This is a genomic window from Ruegeria sp. YTSC199 (assembly GCF_059609725.1).
On sequence record NZ_JBXWMF010000011.1, the window covers coordinates 108,174 to 124,630 of the forward strand.

The following is a 16,457-nucleotide window of genomic DNA, read 5'->3' on the forward strand; positions in this document are numbered from 1 at the left end:
GGAAATTTCGACGGGCCGCGCGCCCGTTTTTTTGTGCCCGACTGACAGGGTAGAGACCAGATGACAAACGACCTGATAGCCAAAGCAGCAATCGACCGGCGACTGGCCGAGATCCTGATCCCGGTGATCGAGGATCTGGGCTATGAGCTTGTCCGCATTCGCCTGATGAGCGGTAAGCAGACCACACTGCAGATCATGGCCGACAAGCCCGATGGCGGGATTGAGGTGGATGATTGCGCCGAAATCTCGAATGCGGTCAGCGCCACGCTGGACGTCGAGGACCCGATCCTGGACGCCTATACGCTGGAAGTGTCCAGCCCTGGCATCGACCGCCCTCTGACCCGTCTCAAGGATTTTGAGATGTTCGAAGGGTATGAGGCCAAGATTGAAACCGCCGAGCTGATCGACGGCCGCCGCCGCTTTAAGGGTGAGCTGGCCGGGATAGAAGGCGAAGAGGTTCTGATCAACATCCCCGAAGGGGACGAGACGATCACTATTGGTCTGCAATTCGACTGGCTGAGCGATGCCAAGCTGGTCCTGACCGATGATCTGATCAAGGAAATGCTGCGCCAGCGCAAGGACGCCGGTGCCCTGAACGAAAACGCTTTCGACGAGATTGAGACCGAAGGGTCCGAAGAGGAGACGAACTGATGGCAATCACCTCAGCCAACCAGCTGGAGCTGCTGCAGACCGCCGAGGCCGTGGCCCGCGAAAAGATGATCGACCCCGGTCTGGTTGTCGAAGCGATGGAGGAATCGCTCGCGCGTGCCGCCAAGAGCCGTTACGGCGCCGAAATGGACATCCGCGTAAGCATTGACCGCAAGACCGGTAAGGCGACTTTTACCCGCGTCCGCACCGTGGTCGAGGATGAAGAGCTGGAAAACTATCAGGCCGAGATGACCGTCGAGCAGGCCAAACAGTATATGGAAGCGCCCGAGGTTGGTGACGTCTTCGTCGAAGAAGTTCCGCCGGTCGAAATGGGCCGGATCGCGGCGCAATCCGCCAAGCAAGTGATTCTTCAAAAGGTTCGCGAAGCCGAGCGGGATCGTCAGTACGAAGAGTTCAAGGATCGTGCGGGCACCATCATCAACGGTGCGGTCAAGCGCGAAGAATTTGGTAACGTCATCGTCGATCTGGGCGGTGCCGAAGCTGTTCTGCGCCGCAATGACAAGATCGGTCGCGAAAGCTATCGCCCGAATGACCGTGTGCGTGCCTATATCAAAGAGGTCCGTCGCGAAGTTCGTGGCCACCAGATCTTCCTGTCGCGCACCGCGCCGGAATTCATGGCCGAGCTGTTCAAGATGGAAGTGCCGGAAATCTATGACGGCATCATCGAGGTCAAGGCCGTGGCCCGTGACCCTGGTTCGCGCGCCAAGATTGCCGTGATCTCGTATGATGGGTCGATCGACCCCGTCGGTGCCTGCGTTGGTATGCGCGGCAGCCGCGTGCAGGCCGTCGTAAACGAGCTGCAGGGCGAAAAGATCGACATCATCCCGTGGAACGAAGATCAGCCGACCTTCCTGGTGAACGCGTTGCAGCCCGCAGAGGTCTCCAAGGTGGTTCTGGATGAAGAAGCCGGCAAGATTGAAGTGGTTGTACCGGAGGAGCAGCTGAGCCTCGCCATCGGTCGCCGCGGTCAGAACGTGCGTCTGGCCAGCCAGCTGACCGGTCTGGATATCGACATCATGACCGAGGCCGAAGAATCGGCCCGCCGTCAGAAAGAGTTCGAAGCCCGCACCAAGCTGTTCATGGACAGCTTGGATTTGGACGAGTTCTTCGCGCAGTTGCTGGTGTCGGAAGGTTTCACAAACCTGGAAGAAGTGGCCTATGTCGAGATCGACGAACTGCTGGTCATCGACGGTGTTGACGAAGGCACTGCGCAGGAACTGCAGACCCGTGCCCGTGAGTTCCTGGAAGCTCAGGCCAAAGCGGCACTGGACAGCGCCCGTGCCTTGGGTGCCGAAGACAGCCTTATTGAATTCGAAGGTCTGACACCCCAAATGGTAGAAGCTCTGGCAAAGGACGACGTGAAGACGTTGGAAGACTTTGCCACTTGCGCCGACTGGGAACTGGCCGGTGGCTGGACCACGGTCGACGGTGAGCGTATCAAGGATGACGGTGTGCTTGAGCCTTTCGGCGTAACGCTGGAAGAGGCGCAGGATCTGGTCATGACCGCCCGCATCATGCTGGGTTGGGTTGATCCGGCCGAGCTGGAGCAAGCCGAAGAAAACAGCGAAGTCGCTGAAGAGGAGGCCGAGGCCTGATCTCAGGGCCTCGGGGTGCGCATATGAGTCGCGGTGGCGTCCATAAGGATCGGTCTGACGGACCTGAGCGCAAGTGCATCGCCACGGGCGAGGTTCAGCCAAAATACGGGTTGATCCGCTTTGTGACGGGGCCGGACGGTCAGGTCTATCCGGATGTCGCGGCGAAATTGCCGGGGCGCGGGGTCTATGTAGCGGCGGACCGCGCTGCGCTGAACAAGGCGGTGGGCAAGAAACTGTTTGCCCGTGGGTTCAAGGCGCAGGTGAACGTGCCGCAGGACCTGGTGGACGAGGTCGAAAAGCAGGTTACGCGCCGGGTGATCGAGTTGTTGAGCCTTGCGCGCAAGTCCGGTGACGCGGTCGCCGGGTACGAAAAGGTCAAGACGTGGCTGGACCGGGAAGAGGCCCAGGTGCTGATTCAGGCCACAGATGGATCGGGGCGCGGCAAGTCGAAACTCAGCACGCCGCACTTCGGGAAATACATCGGATGGCTTACTGCGGACGAGTTAGGACAGGCATTTGGGCGCCAAACGGTGATTCATGCGGCCTTGGCCTCTGGTGGACTCGCCAAACGTGTTGTAGAGGAAGCGCAGCGCCTGCGTGGCTTGCGCGAAACGGATGACGGCGGCAGGGGCCGCGCGGAAGGGTAAGAAGCTTTATGAGCGATAATGACGGCAAAAAGACATTGGGTCTTCGTGGCGGGGCACGCCCCGGTAATGTGAAACAGAGTTTCAGCCACGGACGCACCAAGAATGTCGTGGTGGAAACCAAACGCAAACGCGTGGTGGTTCCCAAGCCGGGCGCCGGCAAACCGGGTGGCGGAGCGACGCCCTCGGGTGATCCGTCGCGTCGCCCTGCCGGGATTTCCGACGCGGAAATGGCCCGCCGGATGAAGGCGCTGCAGGCCGCCAAAGCGCGCGAGGTCGAAGAGGCCGCCGCCCGCGAGGCTGCTGAAAAGGCGCGTGAAGAAGAACGCGCCCGTCGCCGTGCCGAGCAGGAAGCCAAGGAACGTGAGCAGCGTGAGGCCGAAGAACGCGCCCGCGCCAAGGCCGAAGAAGAAGAACGCAAGCGCCAAGAGGCAGAAGAAGCTGCCAAACGCGCTGCTGCCGCTCCGGCCCCCGAAGAACCCAAAGCCGCCCGTGCACCGGCCAGCAAGCCGGCACCTGCGGCGACGCCGCGCAAGCAGGATCGTGAACGCGAACAGCGCGGTCGTGGCAAAGGGCGTGATGACAACCGCCGTTCCGGCAAACTGACACTGGGTCAGGCCACCGGTGGCGAAGGCAACCGCCAACGCTCGATGGCGTCGATGAAGCGCAAGCAGGAGCGTGCGCGTCAAAAAGCCATGGGCGGCCCGGTCGAGCGGGAAAAGGTCATCCGCGACGTTCAGCTGCCCGAGGCGATCATGGTCTCGGAACTGGCCAACCGTATGGCCGAGCGTGTGGCTGATGTGGTCAAATCGCTGATGAACATGGGCATGATGGTCACGCAGAACCAGACCATCGACGCCGATACCGCCGAGCTGATCATCGAAGAATTTGGCCACAAGGTCACCCGTGTCTCTGATTCGGATGTCGAAGACGTCATCAAAGAGGTCGAAGACAGCGAAGGCGATCTGCAGCCGCGTCCGCCGGTCATCACCATCATGGGTCACGTTGACCACGGTAAGACCTCGTTGCTGGATGCGATTCGTGATGCGCGCGTTGTGGCGGGCGAGGCGGGTGGTATCACTCAGCATATCGGTGCCTATCAGGTTAAAACCGATGGCGGCACAACGCTGACTTTCCTGGACACGCCTGGCCACGCGGCCTTTACCTCAATGCGCTCGCGCGGTGCTCAGGTCACGGACATCGTTGTTCTGGTCGTTGCAGCCGACGATGCAGTGATGCCGCAGACCATCGAGGCGATCAATCATGCCAAGGCGGCTGAGGTCCCGATGATCGTAGCGATCAACAAGGTCGATAAGCCGGACGCAAACCCGGATAAAGTCCGCACCGATCTGCTGCAGCACGAAGTGATCGTTGAGAAAATGTCGGGTGAGGTTCAGGACGTCGAAGTGTCCGCCATCACCGGTCAGGGTCTGGACGAGTTGCTGGAAGCCATCGCGCTGCAATCCGAGATTCTGGAACTGAAAGCCAACCCCGATCGTGCCGCCCAAGGTGCCGTGATCGAGGCGCAGCTGGACGTGGGCCGCGGCCCTGTGGCCACTGTTCTGGTTCAGAACGGCACGCTGCATCAGGGCGATATCTTCGTTGTGGGTGAGCAGTACGGTAAAGTCCGTGCGCTGATCAACGACAAGGGTGAGCGCGTCCAAGAAGCTGGTCCCTCGGTGCCGGTCGAGGTTCTGGGTCTCAATGGCACACCCGAGGCCGGTGACGTTCTGAACGTGACCGAGACCGAAGCGCAGGCCCGTGAGATCGCTGAATACCGCGAACAGGCCGCCAAGGACAAACGCGCCGCCGCTGGTGCCGCAACCACCCTTGAGCAGCTGATGCAGAAGGCCAAGGAAGACGAGAACGTCAACGAACTGCCAATTCTGATGAAAGCAGACGTTCAAGGTTCGGCCGAAGCCATCGTTCAGGCGATGGAGAAGATCGGCAACGACGAAGTGCGCGTGCGCGTGCTGCACTCGGGCGTAGGTGCAATCACCGAAACCGATGTCGGCCTGGCCGAAGCATCCGGTGCGCCGATCCTGGGCTTCAACGTGCGTGCCAATGCCTCGGCACGGAACACGGCGAACCAGAAGGGCGTGGAAATCCGTTACTACTCGGTGATCTACGATCTGGTCGACGACGTGAAAGCGGCCGCATCCGGCCTGCTGAGCGCCGAGATCCGCGAGAAGTTCATCGGTTACGCCGAGATTCGCGAAGTCTTCAAGGTCACTGGCGTTGGCAAGGTTGCCGGCTGTCTGGTTACCGAAGGCGTGGCGCGTCGTTCTGCAGGTGTTCGCCTGCTGCGCGACAACGTGGTGATCCACGAAGGCACGCTGAAGACGCTGAAACGCTTCAAGGACGAAGTGGCCGAAGTTCAGTCGGGTCAGGAATGCGGTATGGCGTTCGAGAACTACGACGATATCCGCGCAGGCGACGTGATCGAAATCTTCGAACGCGAAGAGGTCACCCGCACACTGGACTGATCCGGCTTTGCGAAGAGATTGAAAACAGCGGTCCCCTCGGGCCGCTGTTTTTCTTTGGGCTAGTGCCCAGAGGGTAGGAAAGTGCCGGGATGCATGATGATGTCGAAATGCTGCATACCTTTTTTCAGATCGAAACTGACCGAATGCCCGCCCTTGCGCAGCAATTCGGCATAATCCCGGCTTTGGCGAACGAACTCGGGCGTGTCCCGTTCGGCCACGGTCACGTGATAACGTGGGCCGGGCCTGGGCAGATGACGAATGGGTGAGAGGTCATTCACCTCGACCGGGGTCAGTTGCAGCGGATCATTGACGGGGGTCAGGCTGATCGGTTCCAGATCGTAAATACCGCTGATCAGGATCACATCGCGCACGCGCATCCCGGCACGGGCCAGCGCATCGGCCGAACCCGCCATGACCATACTTACCAGGTGGGCACCGGCACTGTGGCCGGACAGGGTGACGCGGGATGGATCGAACCCCAGACTGAACGCGTTCACCGCAAGCCAGAGCAGGGCATTGCGGCATTCCTCGATCATGTCCCCGATGCGTGCATCCGGGGCGAGCGTGTAATTGAGGGTGGCAAATGACTGCTCGGCCTCGACCAGCGCCGGTGCCATCATGGCCGACTCGCGCTGGCTGAGCGCCTGCCAATAGCCCCCGTGGACAAACACATGCAGCGGTGCGCCTGCGCCTTTGGCAGGAAAGAAGTCCAGCACCTGCGTCGGGCTTTCGCCAAAAGCCAGATTCTCTTTCACCTTCATGCGCGCCCGGTGCTGAGCGCTGAGCGCGGCGTAGCTGTCGACATAGGGGGTCAGGTCACCGCCGATCATCGACCGGGGCGAGTATTCCTGATCCAGTTCGTCCTGAGTGAAACCCCGGTACAGCATCGCTTACTCCTGCTCGGTATACATCAGTTCGGTGCGCATATCGTAGAGATCATGGAAAAAGCGCAAATCCAAGGCCTTGCGCAGAAAGGCCACACCGCTGGACCCACCGGTGCCGGGTTGGTTGCCGATCACCCGTTCAACCGCCGTGACGTGATCGAACCGCCAGCGCTGGAAGAGGGATTCCACGTCCATCAATTTCTCGGCCAGTGCGTAGAGGTCCCAATAACGATCCGTATCGCGGAACACCTGCACCCAGATTTTCACCACGCGCGGATCGCCGGAATAGGGCAGCGCATAGTCGCGATCTACAAGGTCCTGCGGTACATCAAACCCTTGGCGCGCCAGCATAAACAGCACCTCATCATAGAGCGACGGTTTCCTCAGCGCGTCATTCAGCAGCGCCATGACCTCGGGGTCATGTTCATGCACCTTCAGGGTCGAGGCATCCTTGTTGCCCAGAATGAACTCGATCTGGCGATAACCATAGCTCTGAAACCCTGACGAATTCCCCAGCGCCTGCCGGAAGGTCAGGTAATCGGCAGGGGTCATTGTCAGCAGCGTTTCCCAGGCTGCGATCAGCTGTCGCTGGATCGCCTTGACCCGGTCGAGGTTCTTCATCGCCGGGCCGAACTCGTCCTTTTGCAGAAAACGGCGCACCTCGACCAGCTGGTGATGCATCAGTTTCAGCCACAGTTCGCTGACCTGATGGATGATGATGAACAGCATCTCATCTGGTTGCGCGGGGTCCTGAAAGGTCTTTTGCAGGTTCAGCAGGGTCTTGAGCTGCAGAAAATCACCATAGCTCTTGCGATGGGTCTGCGCGAAATCGGTGACCAGAGAATCCTCGATCCCGCGCTCAAGATACCGGTCATCCTTGTCGCCCATTTGCTCCTCCGAAATGCCTGCGGCCCACCCATGTGTAGGGGCAGAACCCGCACAGCGCCAGAGCGTCAGGTCCAGTCCAGCACCACCTTGCCCGACCGGCCAGATTTCATCGCGGCAAAGCCTTCGGCGAAATCGTCGATTTTCATTTGGTGCGTGATAACCCGGCTAACGTCCAGGCCGTTCTGCAACATGGCGATCATCTTGTACCACGTCTCAAACATCTCGCGCCCATAGACACCTTTGATGGTGATTGCCTTGAACACGATGCGCGACCAATCGACCGGAGATTTTCCGGGCGGAATCCCCAGCAGTGCGATCTTGCCGCCCATCACCAGCGCCTCGACCATCTGGTCCAGAGCGACTTGCGAGCCGGACATTTCAAGCCCCACATCAAAGCCTTCCTTCATGCCCAGTTCGGTTATGACGTCCTGCAGGTCCTCTTTGGACACATCGACCGTGCGAACGGTTGGCACGACGTGTTCGGCCAGTTTCAGGCGGTCGGGGTTGATATCGGTGATCACCACATGCCGCGCGCCTGCATGACGTGCAACGGCAGCGGCCATGATGCCGATGGGGCCTGCGCCGGTGATCAGAACATCCTCGCCCAGCAGGTCGAAGCTGAGCGCGGTGTGCACCGCATTGCCCAGCGGGTCGAGAATCGCTCCGATCTCGTCCGGCACGTCTTCGGGCAGGGGGACGACATTGAACGCGGGCAGTTTCAGGTACTGCGCAAACGCCCCTTGTTCGTTCACCCCGATCCCGCGTGTACCGGGGTCGAGATGGAACTTGCCCGCGCGGCTCTGGCGGCTGTCGGTGGTGATCAGGTGACCTTCGCCGGAACAGCGCTGGCCGACCTCAAGGCCGGTTACGTTGCGCCCGATCTCGACGATCTCACCGGCAAATTCATGCCCAGTAATCATCGGGATCGGTACCGTCGCGGCGGCCCATTCATCCCAATTCCAGATATGGATGTCGGTACCGCAGATGCCGGTCTTATTGATGCGGATCAGAACCTCTTCAGGGCCGATTTCGGGCACCGGGGCCTGTACCATCCACAAGCCCTCCTCGGGCTTGGACTTCTCAAGTGCTTTCATGGTGTTGGGTCGCATGAGTTTACTCCCACAAATCGGTGGACAGGTATTTCAGGCCGCTGTCACATATCACAATCGCAACGCAGCCGCCTTCTTCGGGACCACGCAACAGTTCGATGGCCGCAGCGAGGTTTGCTCCCGCTGAGAAGCCCGCAAAAATGCCTTCGGTACGGGCCAGCAGCCGCGCCCCTTCTCGTGCTGCGTCTCCCGAGACGGACAGATGCCCGGCCAGAATTGTTCCATTCAGGTGGATCAGATCGCCCATAGCATAGCCGCCCCCCTGAATTGGGTGATCAGGATTGCTGACCGTTTTTCCTGCCAATGCGCGGGCGCCTTCAGGTTCCACCGCATAACAGCGAACGCCACGCGGTGTCAGGTACTCAGCCGCTCCGGCCAGAGTGCCGCCGGACCCCGCAAAGTCACAGAACGCCGTCACGGACCCGCCAGACTGGTCCCAGATTTCCGGCCCCGTGCCGGTGGCATGGGCTTTGGGGTTGCCCAAATGACCGAATTGGTCGGCGCGAAACGCATTGCGTTCGGCAGTGATACGTTTCGCGGCCTCATCCACCAGTGCCAGATCCGCCCCTGAAACCTCGCCAGGCTTGCTGCCTTGCGCTTGCGGAACGATTACGACCTCGGCCCCCAGAGCCCGCATCATGCGCGCGCGCTCGACCGAGTTTCCAGCGCTCATGACCGCGACGAAGGGATGGCCCAGAATGCCGCAGACAATCGCCAGACCGGTGCCCATATTGCCCGAAGTCAGTTCAACGACCGTTTGGCCCGGCGACAATGTGCCGTCGGTGCGCGCCAATTCGATGATGGATCGGGCCGCCCGATCCTTTTTTGAAAACCCCGGCAGAAGGTAATCCAGCTTGGCCACAATACGCCCGTTCAGGTTAAGCTGCGCGCACAGGCGCGACAACTCAACCAAAGGTGTGTCGCCAATGGTGTCGATAACCGACGGCAGGATCATTCGATGATACCGAGTTCTTTGCCGACCTTGCCAAAGGCGGCCAGCGCGCGGTCCAGTTCATCCTTGGTCAGAGCCGCATTCATCTGCGTTCTGATCCGCGCCTGTCCGCGCGGGACGACTGGGAAGAAGAAGCCCGAGACATAGACGCCCTCGTCAAACAATCGCGAAGCCATCTTTTGCGCCAGCTTCGCCTCACCCAGCATCACCGGTATGATCGGGTGTTCCCCGGGCAAAAGGTCAAAGCCCAGTTTCTCCAGCCCCGCGCGCCAGTATTTGGCGTTGCCGAATAGTTGGGCCCGCAGCATGTTGCCCTCTTCGACCAGTCGGATCGCTTCCAGACCGGCGGCAACAATGGACGGAGGCAGCGAGTTAGAAAACAGATAGGGCCGCGCCCGCTGCCGCAGCAGATCAATCACCGGCTGCGGCCCGGCGATGTAACCACCGATTGCCCCCCCAAGTGCTTTGCCCAGTGTTCCCGTCAGGATGTCCACATCGACACCGAAATGATCCGGCGTTCCTGCACCGTTCGGCCCCATAAAGCCGGTGGCGTGGCAATCGTCGACCATGACGATGGCGTCGTATTTGTCGGCCAGTTCGCGAATCTTCGGCAGATTGGCCAAATAGCCATCCATCGAAAAAACGCCGTCGGTGGCGATCATGATATGCCGCGCCCCGTCTTCGCGCGCCTGTTTCAGCCAGGCTTCGAGGTCGTTCATGTCGTTATTCATGTAACGGTAGCGTTTGGCCTTGCACAGCCGCACGCCATCTATGATCGAAGCGTGATTCAGGCTGTCCGAGATGATGGCGTCTTCCGGCCCTAACAAAGGCTCAAACAGCCCGCCATTGGCATCGAAACAGGCGGCAAACAGGATCGCATCGTCCGTGTTCAGGAACTTGGCCAGCTTCTGTTCCAGCGCGCGGTGAATATCCTGTGTGCCGCAGATGAACCGGACCGAGGCCATGCCGAACCCCTTGGGTTCCATAGCGCCCTTCGCGGCGTCGATCAGGGTGGGGTGATCGGCCAGGCCCAGATAGTTGTTGGCGCACAGGTTGATCACCTGCTTGTCGCCCACCGTGATCTCACCGCCCTGAGGCGAGGTGATCATTCGTTCGCGTTTGTACAGGCCTTCGGCCTCGATCTGCGCGAGGGTGTCCGTGATGTGGGACAGGAACGCATCTGCCATGGCGGTCTCCGGTTATGTGAGTCGCGTGTCTAACATAACGGATGTAATTCCTAAATGGGGGAATTACAATATAAAAGAAAATAATCCGCAAAAGTGGAAGTGCTGACCTCAGGCGTTCTTAACAATCAGGAACACGCGCGCCGTGCCGTCGGCGACAATCGAATGCGCCACATCCGCCGCGTAACGGGCCGTGTCGCCCTGTTGCAGATCACGGGACGCGGTGCCCGAGGACACACGGACCGCGCCCTCCAACACCGTCAGTTGCTCCCTTGCGCCGCGTGCATGAGGCTGGCTCGTCAAGGCGCCACCCGTGTCGAACTCGATATCATAGACCTCATGTCCGCCCGCCTCTTCGGGCGGCGAGAGGATGCGGATACGGCAATTCTGACCCATATTGTCGATGCTGGGCACTTCGGCTTTGCGCAGGACCTCGATCTGGTCGGCGGTGTTGGCTTCCTCCAGTAAGCCCGCAAAGTCGACCTGCAGGGCGCGGGTCAGGTTCCACAGGGTCGAGATGGTCGGGCTGCTTTCCCCGCGTTCGATCTGGCTGACCATTGAGCGGGACACACCGCTGAGATTGGCCACGGCTTCAAGCGACAGGCCCTTGGCCCGGCGCGCCTCTTTCAGGCGGGCGGGCAGGCGTGTCAGGATATCGTCAGTATTGTCCGTCATGACGGAATTTCATGCGCCTTGCAGGGATAGATGTCAATTCCAACCGTGACGGGACGTCCCATAGGACATGTGTATGCTGCAGGTGCATACTGGCACCGAATCCCGGAGGAGACTGACATGACCGATATCGTATTGCTGGACGGTGCCCGCACCGCAATTGGAACCTTTGGCGGCGCGCTGGCCTCGACCGCGCCCATCGACCTGGCAACCGTTGCCACCGAAGCCGCGCTGGAGCGGTCGGGTGTCGAGGGCGCACAAATCGGGCATGTTGTGTTCGGTCATGTAATCAATACCGAGCCGCGCGACATGTACCTGTCCCGCGTTGCTGCAATGCAGGCGGGAATTCCGAACGGAACACCAGCGATGAACGTGAACCGGCTGTGTGGTTCGGGCGCACAGGCGATTGTTTCGGCGGTGCAGTCCCTGATGCTGGGCGATGCCGAGTTTGCCGTGGCAGGCGGGGCCGAAAGCATGTCGCGCAGCCCCTATATCGTGCCGCAGGCGCGGTGGGGCGCGAAAATGGGCGATGTGTCTTCGCTGGACATGATGTTGGGGGCGCTGAACTGTCCCTTCGGCACGGGTCATATGGGTGTGACGGCAGAGAACGTCGCAGATGAGCATCAGATCAGTCGCGAGCAAATGGACGATTTTGCAATGACCAGCCAGACCCGCGCGTCGGCGGCGATCGAGGCTGGGTATTTCGACAGCCAGATCGCGCCGGTTCAGGTCAAGGTCAAGCGGGACATGGTCGACTTCAAGATTGATGAACACCCCAAAGCCACCACGGCCGAGGCGCTGGCTGGTCTGCGGCCGGTGTTCAAGAAGGACGGTCGTGTGACGGCTGGCAATGCCTCGGGCATCAATGATGGCGCAGCGGCGATGGTTCTGGCCACGGCAGCGGCAGCCGAGAAGGCCGGGTTGAAACCCAAGGCGCGCATTCTGGGCTATGCGCATGCAGGAGTCCGTCCCGAGGTGATGGGGATTGGGCCTGTTCCGGCAGTGCGGAACCTGATGGACAAGACCGGGCTGTCGGTCGACGAATTCGATGTGATTGAAAGCAATGAGGCGTTTGCGGCGCAGGCTCTGGCGGTGAATCAGGAGCTTGGGCTGGATGCGTCGAAGGTAAACCCGAATGGCGGGGCGATTGCTCTGGGGCACCCGGTTGGGGCAACCGGGGCGATCATCACGCTGAAGGCGCTGTATGAACTGGAGCGCACAGGCGGGACCAAAGGGCTGGTGACCATGTGCATCGGTGGCGGGCAGGGGATTGCAATCGCCATCGAGCGGCTCTGAACACCGGGGCGTGCCGGAGGGCTGTCTGCCCTCCATAGCGAGGGGTGCGATTCCCCTCGTGGGCATTTCTAGGCAGATGAAGCGGGCGAGTTGGTGCTAACTGAGCGCGTTGAGCAAGAGAACAAGCGCGGCACCTGCTGCTGCCCCGATACCGGCGGGCAGGGCGGCGGACCACAGAGGTGATTTCTCTGGCTCGTCCTTTTGCGTCTGGGCGATCAGGGCGTTTTCGACCAAACCAGGCAGGCGCGGGCCGAAACGCGCCAGAACCCACGCAGTTTTGCCAAAATCACGCAAGGCTGCGCGCGGGCCAATGGATTGCTTGATGTAATCCTCGACCACGGGGCGCGCGACCTCCCAGATATTCGTATGTGGATCGAGCGACCGTGCGACACCCTCGACCACCACCATCGTGCGCTGCAGCAGGATCAGCTCGGTCCGAGTTTCCATGCCGAACCGTTCTGTGACCTCGAACAGGTAGTTCAGCAGGCGTCCCATCGAGATATGGGTGGCGTCCATGCCAAAGATCGGTTCACCCACCGCGCGCAGGGCCCGGGCAAACTCATCGACGTCCTGATTGGCGGGGACATACCCGGCCTCGAAATGCACTTCGGCCACGCGTTTATAGTCGCGGCGGATGAAGCCAAAGAGAATCTCGGCATAGACCCGACGGGTGTATTCGTCGATATGGCCCATAATGCCGTAGTCATAGGCGATGATGTCTCCGTTCGCGGCGACCTTCAGGTTGCCCTGATGCATGTCAGCATGGAAATAGCCGTCGCGCAGCGCGTGCAGCAGGAACAGGCGCAGGACCCGTTCCGCCAGATCGCGGCGGCTGTGGCCTGCGGCGTCGAGGGCTGCGTTTTCGCCCAGCGGAATGCCGTCAGCCCAGCTGAGAGTCATGACGCGGCGGGCGGACAGGGACCATACCACGGGAGGCAGCCAGAACCCGGCGTCTTCCTTGGTGTTGGCGGCGTATTCCGAGGCAGCGGCGCTTTCCAGACGCAAGTCCAGCTCACCGCGCACGACACCGTCGAAATGCTCGATCACGTCCATCGGGCGCAGGCGGCGTGCACCAGGGGCGAACAACTGGACGATGCGGGCAGCGAAATAGAACGCATCCACGTCCTTGCGGAACGCGCGTTCGATGCCGGGGCGGAGAACTTTAACCGCGACGTCCTCGCCGGTGCTGCTCAGCTTGGCCTTGTGGACCTGCGCAATAGAGGCCGCAGCGATGGGTTCGCTGAATTCTGAGAACACCTCATCTACCGGCTGACCCAGTTCCTTGGTCACTTCTGCCATGGCCTCGGCACGGGAAAAGGGCGGCAGTTTGTCCTGAAGCACGCGCAACTGGGCCGCCAGTTCATTGCCCACCACGTCGGGACGGGTCGAGAGGACCTGCCCGAACTTGATATAGGCCGGGCCCAGCGCCGTAAGCGCCCGTGTGGCGGGCGGCATTTTGGGGTCGCCTTTGTAGCCCAGCCACTGGAACGGCTTGCCCAAGGCATGGGCCACGAAACGCAGGGCGCGCGGGGCCTCAAAAGCGTCCAGCACCACGTTCATGGCGCCGGTCCGCTCGAGCGTGGCACCTGTGCGGATCAGGCGAATGATATTGTGAGGGCCACGCATGAGTCAGATCTTCCAGCCGGAATGCAGCGCGGCGATACCCATGCTGAGATTGCGGTACTTGGCGTTTTCGAACCCGGCAGCGCGGACCATGTTCAGGAACGTCTCCTGATCCGGGAACTTGCGGATCGATTCTACCAAGTATTGATAGCTGTCGTAATCGTTGGCAATCAGCTTGCCCATGCGCGGGATGACGTTGAAACTGTAAAGGTCATAGAGTTTTTGCAGCCCGTCATTCGGCAGTTGGCTGAATTCCAGCACCATCAGGCGGCCGCCGGGTTTCAGCACGCGGAACGCTTCGTTCAGCGCCTCTTGCGGGCGGGTGACGTTCCGGATGCCGAAAGAGATGGTGTAGACGTCGAAGGTGTTGTCCTCAAACGGCAGGACCATCGCATCACCCACCACCCAGTTCAGACTGTCTGACATCTGATCGGCCTCGGCGCGCTGGCGGCCTTCGACCAGCATTGGCTCGGTCAGGTCCAGCACGGTGGCATGGCCATAGCCCGCGCGCTTGAGGAACCGGAACGAGATATCGCCGGTGCCGCCCGCCACGTCCAGCAGGCGTTGGCCGGGGCGCGGCGCCAACCAGTCCATCATCGCGTCTTTCCAGACCCGGTGGATACCCATCGACATGACATCGTTCATCACGTCGTATTTCGAGGCGACCGAGTTGAACACGCCCTGCACACGCCCGGCCTTGTCGCCCTCGCGAACAGTTTCGAACCCGAAATGAGTGGTCTTGTCGCTATTGTCGGACATAGAAAGGACGCCTTTGCCTGTGTTGCTCATCCTTATAGGCCCCCGCGCCGGGAAGACAATCGCGCGAAAAGGTAGCAGGGGCGACGAATTGAAGGGCGCGTCACAGATTTTCCTTAGTCACGGCCTATGACGGGATCAGATGTTCCAGACCTTCGGAGATGTCCTGTTGGCAAGCATTCTCGCAGCTCTGCTGTCCATAGCTTTAGTATTTTTGTTTTTCGGTTGGCGGATAAAGGCTGTCTTTCGCACGATCCTGCGGGTACGCCGTGCCGAAGGGTTGGGAGGCAAGGTGGATGCACTGGCCCGACACTATCCAAACGACGTTGTTCACGAGGCTATGCTGCGCGCGGGCAGCGACAGACCGGCGCAACAGACTCTGACGCGCAAAACCTTTCGCACGGCTACCGGCGCGACTGTGGTGACGATCCTGGTTCTGGCCATCTTTTTCTATGTGGGTTTTGTGCGGCCCGATCTGGGGGAATTCGAAGAGGCCATCCCGCTGCAAAACCCCGAAGCGATTGTGGCGGTCAAGCTCATCCTGCTGGCTTTGGTGATCTACACGTTGGTCTTTCATCTTGCCAACGTCATCACGATCGACGGGGCTGAGTTGGTCTTGACGGGTCCGCTGTTTCAGCGGCGTTACTATGATCTGACAAAGCTCAGCAAAATCAGTCTCAGACACAGCGGCACATACGTACTGCGCTTTTCTGATGGGAAGACGGCGCGGATTCTGAAATATGTAATCGGACATGATGAAATGGTGCAGGCGTTTGAAAGCGCGCTGGCAGCAAATCAGGAGAGCACATGCCGGAACTTCCCGAAGTCGAAACGGTCCGCCGTGGGTTGACGCCTGCGATGGAAGGTGTGGTGATCGAACGGGCGGATGTGAACCGTCCCGATCTGCGCTGGCCCTTCCCCGACCGCATGGCCGAACGGCTGACCGGGCAGCAGGTGGATCGGCTGCGGCGACGATCGAAATACATTCTGGCCGATCTCAGCAGTGGTGAGACCTTGCTGATCCATCTGGGCATGTCCGGGCGAATGACGGTGTCGGGTGATCCTCTGGGGCAGTTTGTGCATGAACATCCGATGCCCGAGAAACACGACCACGTGATATTCCACATGGCCAATGGCGCGCGGGTGACTTTCAACGACCCGCGTCGGTTCGGCGCGATGGACCTGTTGCCGACGGCCACCGCCGAGCAGCATAAGCTATTGTCGGTTCTGGGGCCCGAGCCGCTGGGCAACGATTTTCACGAGCAGCATCTGATCGACTCATTCAGGGGCAAGAACTCCCCGGTGAAATCGGCGCTTCTGGATCAGGGAATCGTTGCCGGCTTGGGCAATATCTACGTCTGCGAAGCGCTTTATCGCGCGGGTGTGTCGCCACGTCGCAAAGCCGGGCAGATTTCTGCGACACGTGTCGCGGCTCTTGTTCCAATCATCCGACAGGTGCTGCAGGATGCCATCGAGGCGGGCGGTTCATCCCTGCGTGATTTCCGCCAAGCCGATGGAGAACTTGGATATTTTCAGCACAGCTTTGACGTTTATGGCCGCGAGGGCGAGCCCTGCCGCACCGAAGGCTGCGACGCGGTCGTCAAAAGAATCACCCAGTCCGGTCGCTCATCCTTCTATTGCGCGCAATGCCAAAGATAACTTGATCCAGCTTCCTCGCGTGATAAGGAATCGTATCTGA

Annotated in this window: 15 protein-coding genes; 7 read left to right on the forward strand and 8 right to left on the reverse strand. The window is 60.4% G+C overall.

The features are described from left to right. Positions 1-60: 60 nt before the first annotated feature. From rimP to infB, 4 genes are read left to right on the forward strand one after another with little or no spacing between them, the layout of a single operon-like run. Positions 61-651 carry a ribosome maturation factor RimP gene (rimP, locus tag AC2FEE_RS12610; protein WP_496865670.1) on the forward strand — a complete coding sequence of 197 codons (591 nt, stop codon included), beginning with the start codon at positions 61-63 and terminating at the stop codon, positions 649-651. Then, a complete protein-coding gene (gene nusA, locus AC2FEE_RS12615; protein WP_496865671.1) occupies positions 651-2,264 on the forward strand; it encodes a transcription termination factor NusA in 1,614 nt (537 codons plus the stop codon). Before rimP ends, nusA begins: the two co-directional genes overlap by 1 nt. A 23-nt stretch (positions 2,265-2,287) precedes the next feature. Continuing rightward, positions 2,288-2,911, forward strand: coding sequence for an RNA-binding protein (locus AC2FEE_RS12620; protein ID WP_496865672.1), 624 nt, complete (start codon positions 2,288-2,290; stop codon positions 2,909-2,911). Positions 2,912-2,919: 8 nt separating this feature from the next. Continuing rightward, positions 2,920-5,394, forward strand: a complete 2,475-nt coding sequence (gene infB, locus AC2FEE_RS12625; RefSeq protein ID WP_496865673.1) for a translation initiation factor IF-2 — start codon at positions 2,920-2,922, stop codon at positions 5,392-5,394. Between the two features lie 59 nt (positions 5,395-5,453). Here infB and AC2FEE_RS12630 read toward each other — a convergent pair whose 3' ends face one another. The 6 genes from AC2FEE_RS12630 to AC2FEE_RS12655 form a co-directional block, all read right to left on the reverse strand. Beyond that, positions 5,454-6,281 (reverse strand): alpha/beta hydrolase, encoded by an 828-nt coding sequence (locus tag AC2FEE_RS12630; RefSeq protein WP_496865674.1) that lies wholly within the window; start codon positions 6,279-6,281, stop codon positions 5,454-5,456. Between the two features lie 3 nt (positions 6,282-6,284). Continuing rightward, complete coding sequence (locus AC2FEE_RS12635; protein WP_496865675.1) at positions 6,285-7,166, reverse strand: tryptophan 2,3-dioxygenase; 882 nt, start codon at positions 7,164-7,166, stop codon at positions 6,285-6,287. Positions 7,167-7,231: 65 nt separating this feature from the next. Then, positions 7,232-8,260, reverse strand: a complete 1,029-nt coding sequence (gene tdh, locus AC2FEE_RS12640; protein WP_496865713.1) for an L-threonine 3-dehydrogenase — start codon at positions 8,258-8,260, stop codon at positions 7,232-7,234. A gap of 19 nt (positions 8,261-8,279) precedes the next feature. Next, positions 8,280-9,230, reverse strand: coding sequence for a PLP-dependent cysteine synthase family protein (locus AC2FEE_RS12645; RefSeq protein ID WP_496865676.1), 951 nt, complete (start codon positions 9,228-9,230; stop codon positions 8,280-8,282). Next, positions 9,227-10,414: a glycine C-acetyltransferase gene (locus AC2FEE_RS12650; RefSeq protein WP_496865677.1), complete on the reverse strand. Its 1,188-nt coding sequence runs from the start codon at positions 10,412-10,414 to the stop codon at positions 9,227-9,229. The genes AC2FEE_RS12645 and AC2FEE_RS12650 overlap by 4 nt, the downstream gene beginning before the upstream one ends. 108 nt (positions 10,415-10,522) lie before the next feature. Next, positions 10,523-11,086 carry a helix-turn-helix domain-containing protein gene (locus AC2FEE_RS12655; protein ID WP_496865678.1) on the reverse strand — a complete coding sequence of 188 codons (564 nt, stop codon included), beginning with the start codon at positions 11,084-11,086 and terminating at the stop codon, positions 10,523-10,525. Between the two features lie 117 nt (positions 11,087-11,203). On the opposite strand from AC2FEE_RS12655, the gene AC2FEE_RS12660 reads away from it, so the two are divergent. Next, entirely contained in the window at positions 11,204-12,379 is a 1,176-nt protein-coding gene (locus tag AC2FEE_RS12660; RefSeq protein ID WP_496865679.1) for an acetyl-CoA C-acyltransferase family protein, read from the forward strand. 96 nt (positions 12,380-12,475) lie between these two features. On the opposite strand, the gene ubiB is transcribed toward AC2FEE_RS12660, so the two are convergent. Both ubiB and ubiE read right to left on the reverse strand, forming a co-directional pair. Beyond that, on the reverse strand, positions 12,476-14,005 hold the full coding sequence (gene ubiB / locus AC2FEE_RS12665) for a 2-polyprenylphenol 6-hydroxylase (RefSeq protein ID WP_496865680.1): 1,530 nt from the start codon (positions 14,003-14,005) through the stop codon (positions 12,476-12,478). Between the two features lie 3 nt (positions 14,006-14,008). Next, entirely contained in the window at positions 14,009-14,761 is a 753-nt protein-coding gene (ubiE, locus tag AC2FEE_RS12670) for a bifunctional demethylmenaquinone methyltransferase/2-methoxy-6-polyprenyl-1,4-benzoquinol methylase UbiE (RefSeq protein WP_496865681.1), read from the reverse strand. A 139-nt stretch (positions 14,762-14,900) separates the two neighbouring features. Here ubiE and AC2FEE_RS12675 point away from each other — a divergent pair, with 139 nt between their 5' ends. Together AC2FEE_RS12675 and mutM are read left to right on the forward strand one after the other, a co-directional pair. Beyond that, complete coding sequence (locus AC2FEE_RS12675; RefSeq protein WP_496865682.1) at positions 14,901-15,608, forward strand: hypothetical protein; 708 nt, start codon at positions 14,901-14,903, stop codon at positions 15,606-15,608. Further along, complete coding sequence (mutM, locus tag AC2FEE_RS12680; protein ID WP_496865683.1) at positions 15,566-16,417, forward strand: bifunctional DNA-formamidopyrimidine glycosylase/DNA-(apurinic or apyrimidinic site) lyase; 852 nt, start codon at positions 15,566-15,568, stop codon at positions 16,415-16,417. The genes AC2FEE_RS12675 and mutM overlap by 43 nt, the downstream gene beginning before the upstream one ends. Positions 16,418-16,457 lie beyond the last annotated feature (40 nt).

Coding starts and splice junctions, on each gene's coding strand:
- rimP (WP_496865670.1), top strand. CDS start 61: ATGACAAACGACCTGATAGCCAAAGCAGCAATCGACCGGCGACTGGCC.
- AC2FEE_RS12645 (WP_496865676.1), bottom strand. CDS start 9,230: ATGATCCTGCCGTCGGTTATCGACACCATTGGCGACACACCTTTGGTT.
- AC2FEE_RS12630 (WP_496865674.1), bottom strand. CDS start 6,281: ATGCTGTACCGGGGTTTCACTCAGGACGAACTGGATCAGGAATACTCG.
- AC2FEE_RS12675 (WP_496865682.1), top strand. CDS start 14,901: ATGTTCCAGACCTTCGGAGATGTCCTGTTGGCAAGCATTCTCGCAGCT.
- AC2FEE_RS12650 (WP_496865677.1), bottom strand. CDS start 10,414: ATGGCAGATGCGTTCCTGTCCCACATCACGGACACCCTCGCGCAGATC.
- AC2FEE_RS12620 (WP_496865672.1), top strand. CDS start 2,288: ATGAGTCGCGGTGGCGTCCATAAGGATCGGTCTGACGGACCTGAGCGC.
- tdh (WP_496865713.1), bottom strand. CDS start 8,260: ATGAAAGCACTTGAGAAGTCCAAGCCCGAGGAGGGCTTGTGGATGGTA.
- AC2FEE_RS12655 (WP_496865678.1), bottom strand. CDS start 11,086: ATGACGGACAATACTGACGATATCCTGACACGCCTGCCCGCCCGCCTG.
- ubiE (WP_496865681.1), bottom strand. CDS start 14,761: ATGTCCGACAATAGCGACAAGACCACTCATTTCGGGTTCGAAACTGTT.
- nusA (WP_496865671.1), top strand. CDS start 651: ATGGCAATCACCTCAGCCAACCAGCTGGAGCTGCTGCAGACCGCCGAG.
- AC2FEE_RS12660 (WP_496865679.1), top strand. CDS start 11,204: ATGACCGATATCGTATTGCTGGACGGTGCCCGCACCGCAATTGGAACC.
- AC2FEE_RS12635 (WP_496865675.1), bottom strand. CDS start 7,166: ATGGGCGACAAGGATGACCGGTATCTTGAGCGCGGGATCGAGGATTCT.
- mutM (WP_496865683.1), top strand. CDS start 15,566: ATGCCGGAACTTCCCGAAGTCGAAACGGTCCGCCGTGGGTTGACGCCT.
- infB (WP_496865673.1), top strand. CDS start 2,920: ATGAGCGATAATGACGGCAAAAAGACATTGGGTCTTCGTGGCGGGGCA.
- ubiB (WP_496865680.1), bottom strand. CDS start 14,005: ATGCGTGGCCCTCACAATATCATTCGCCTGATCCGCACAGGTGCCACG.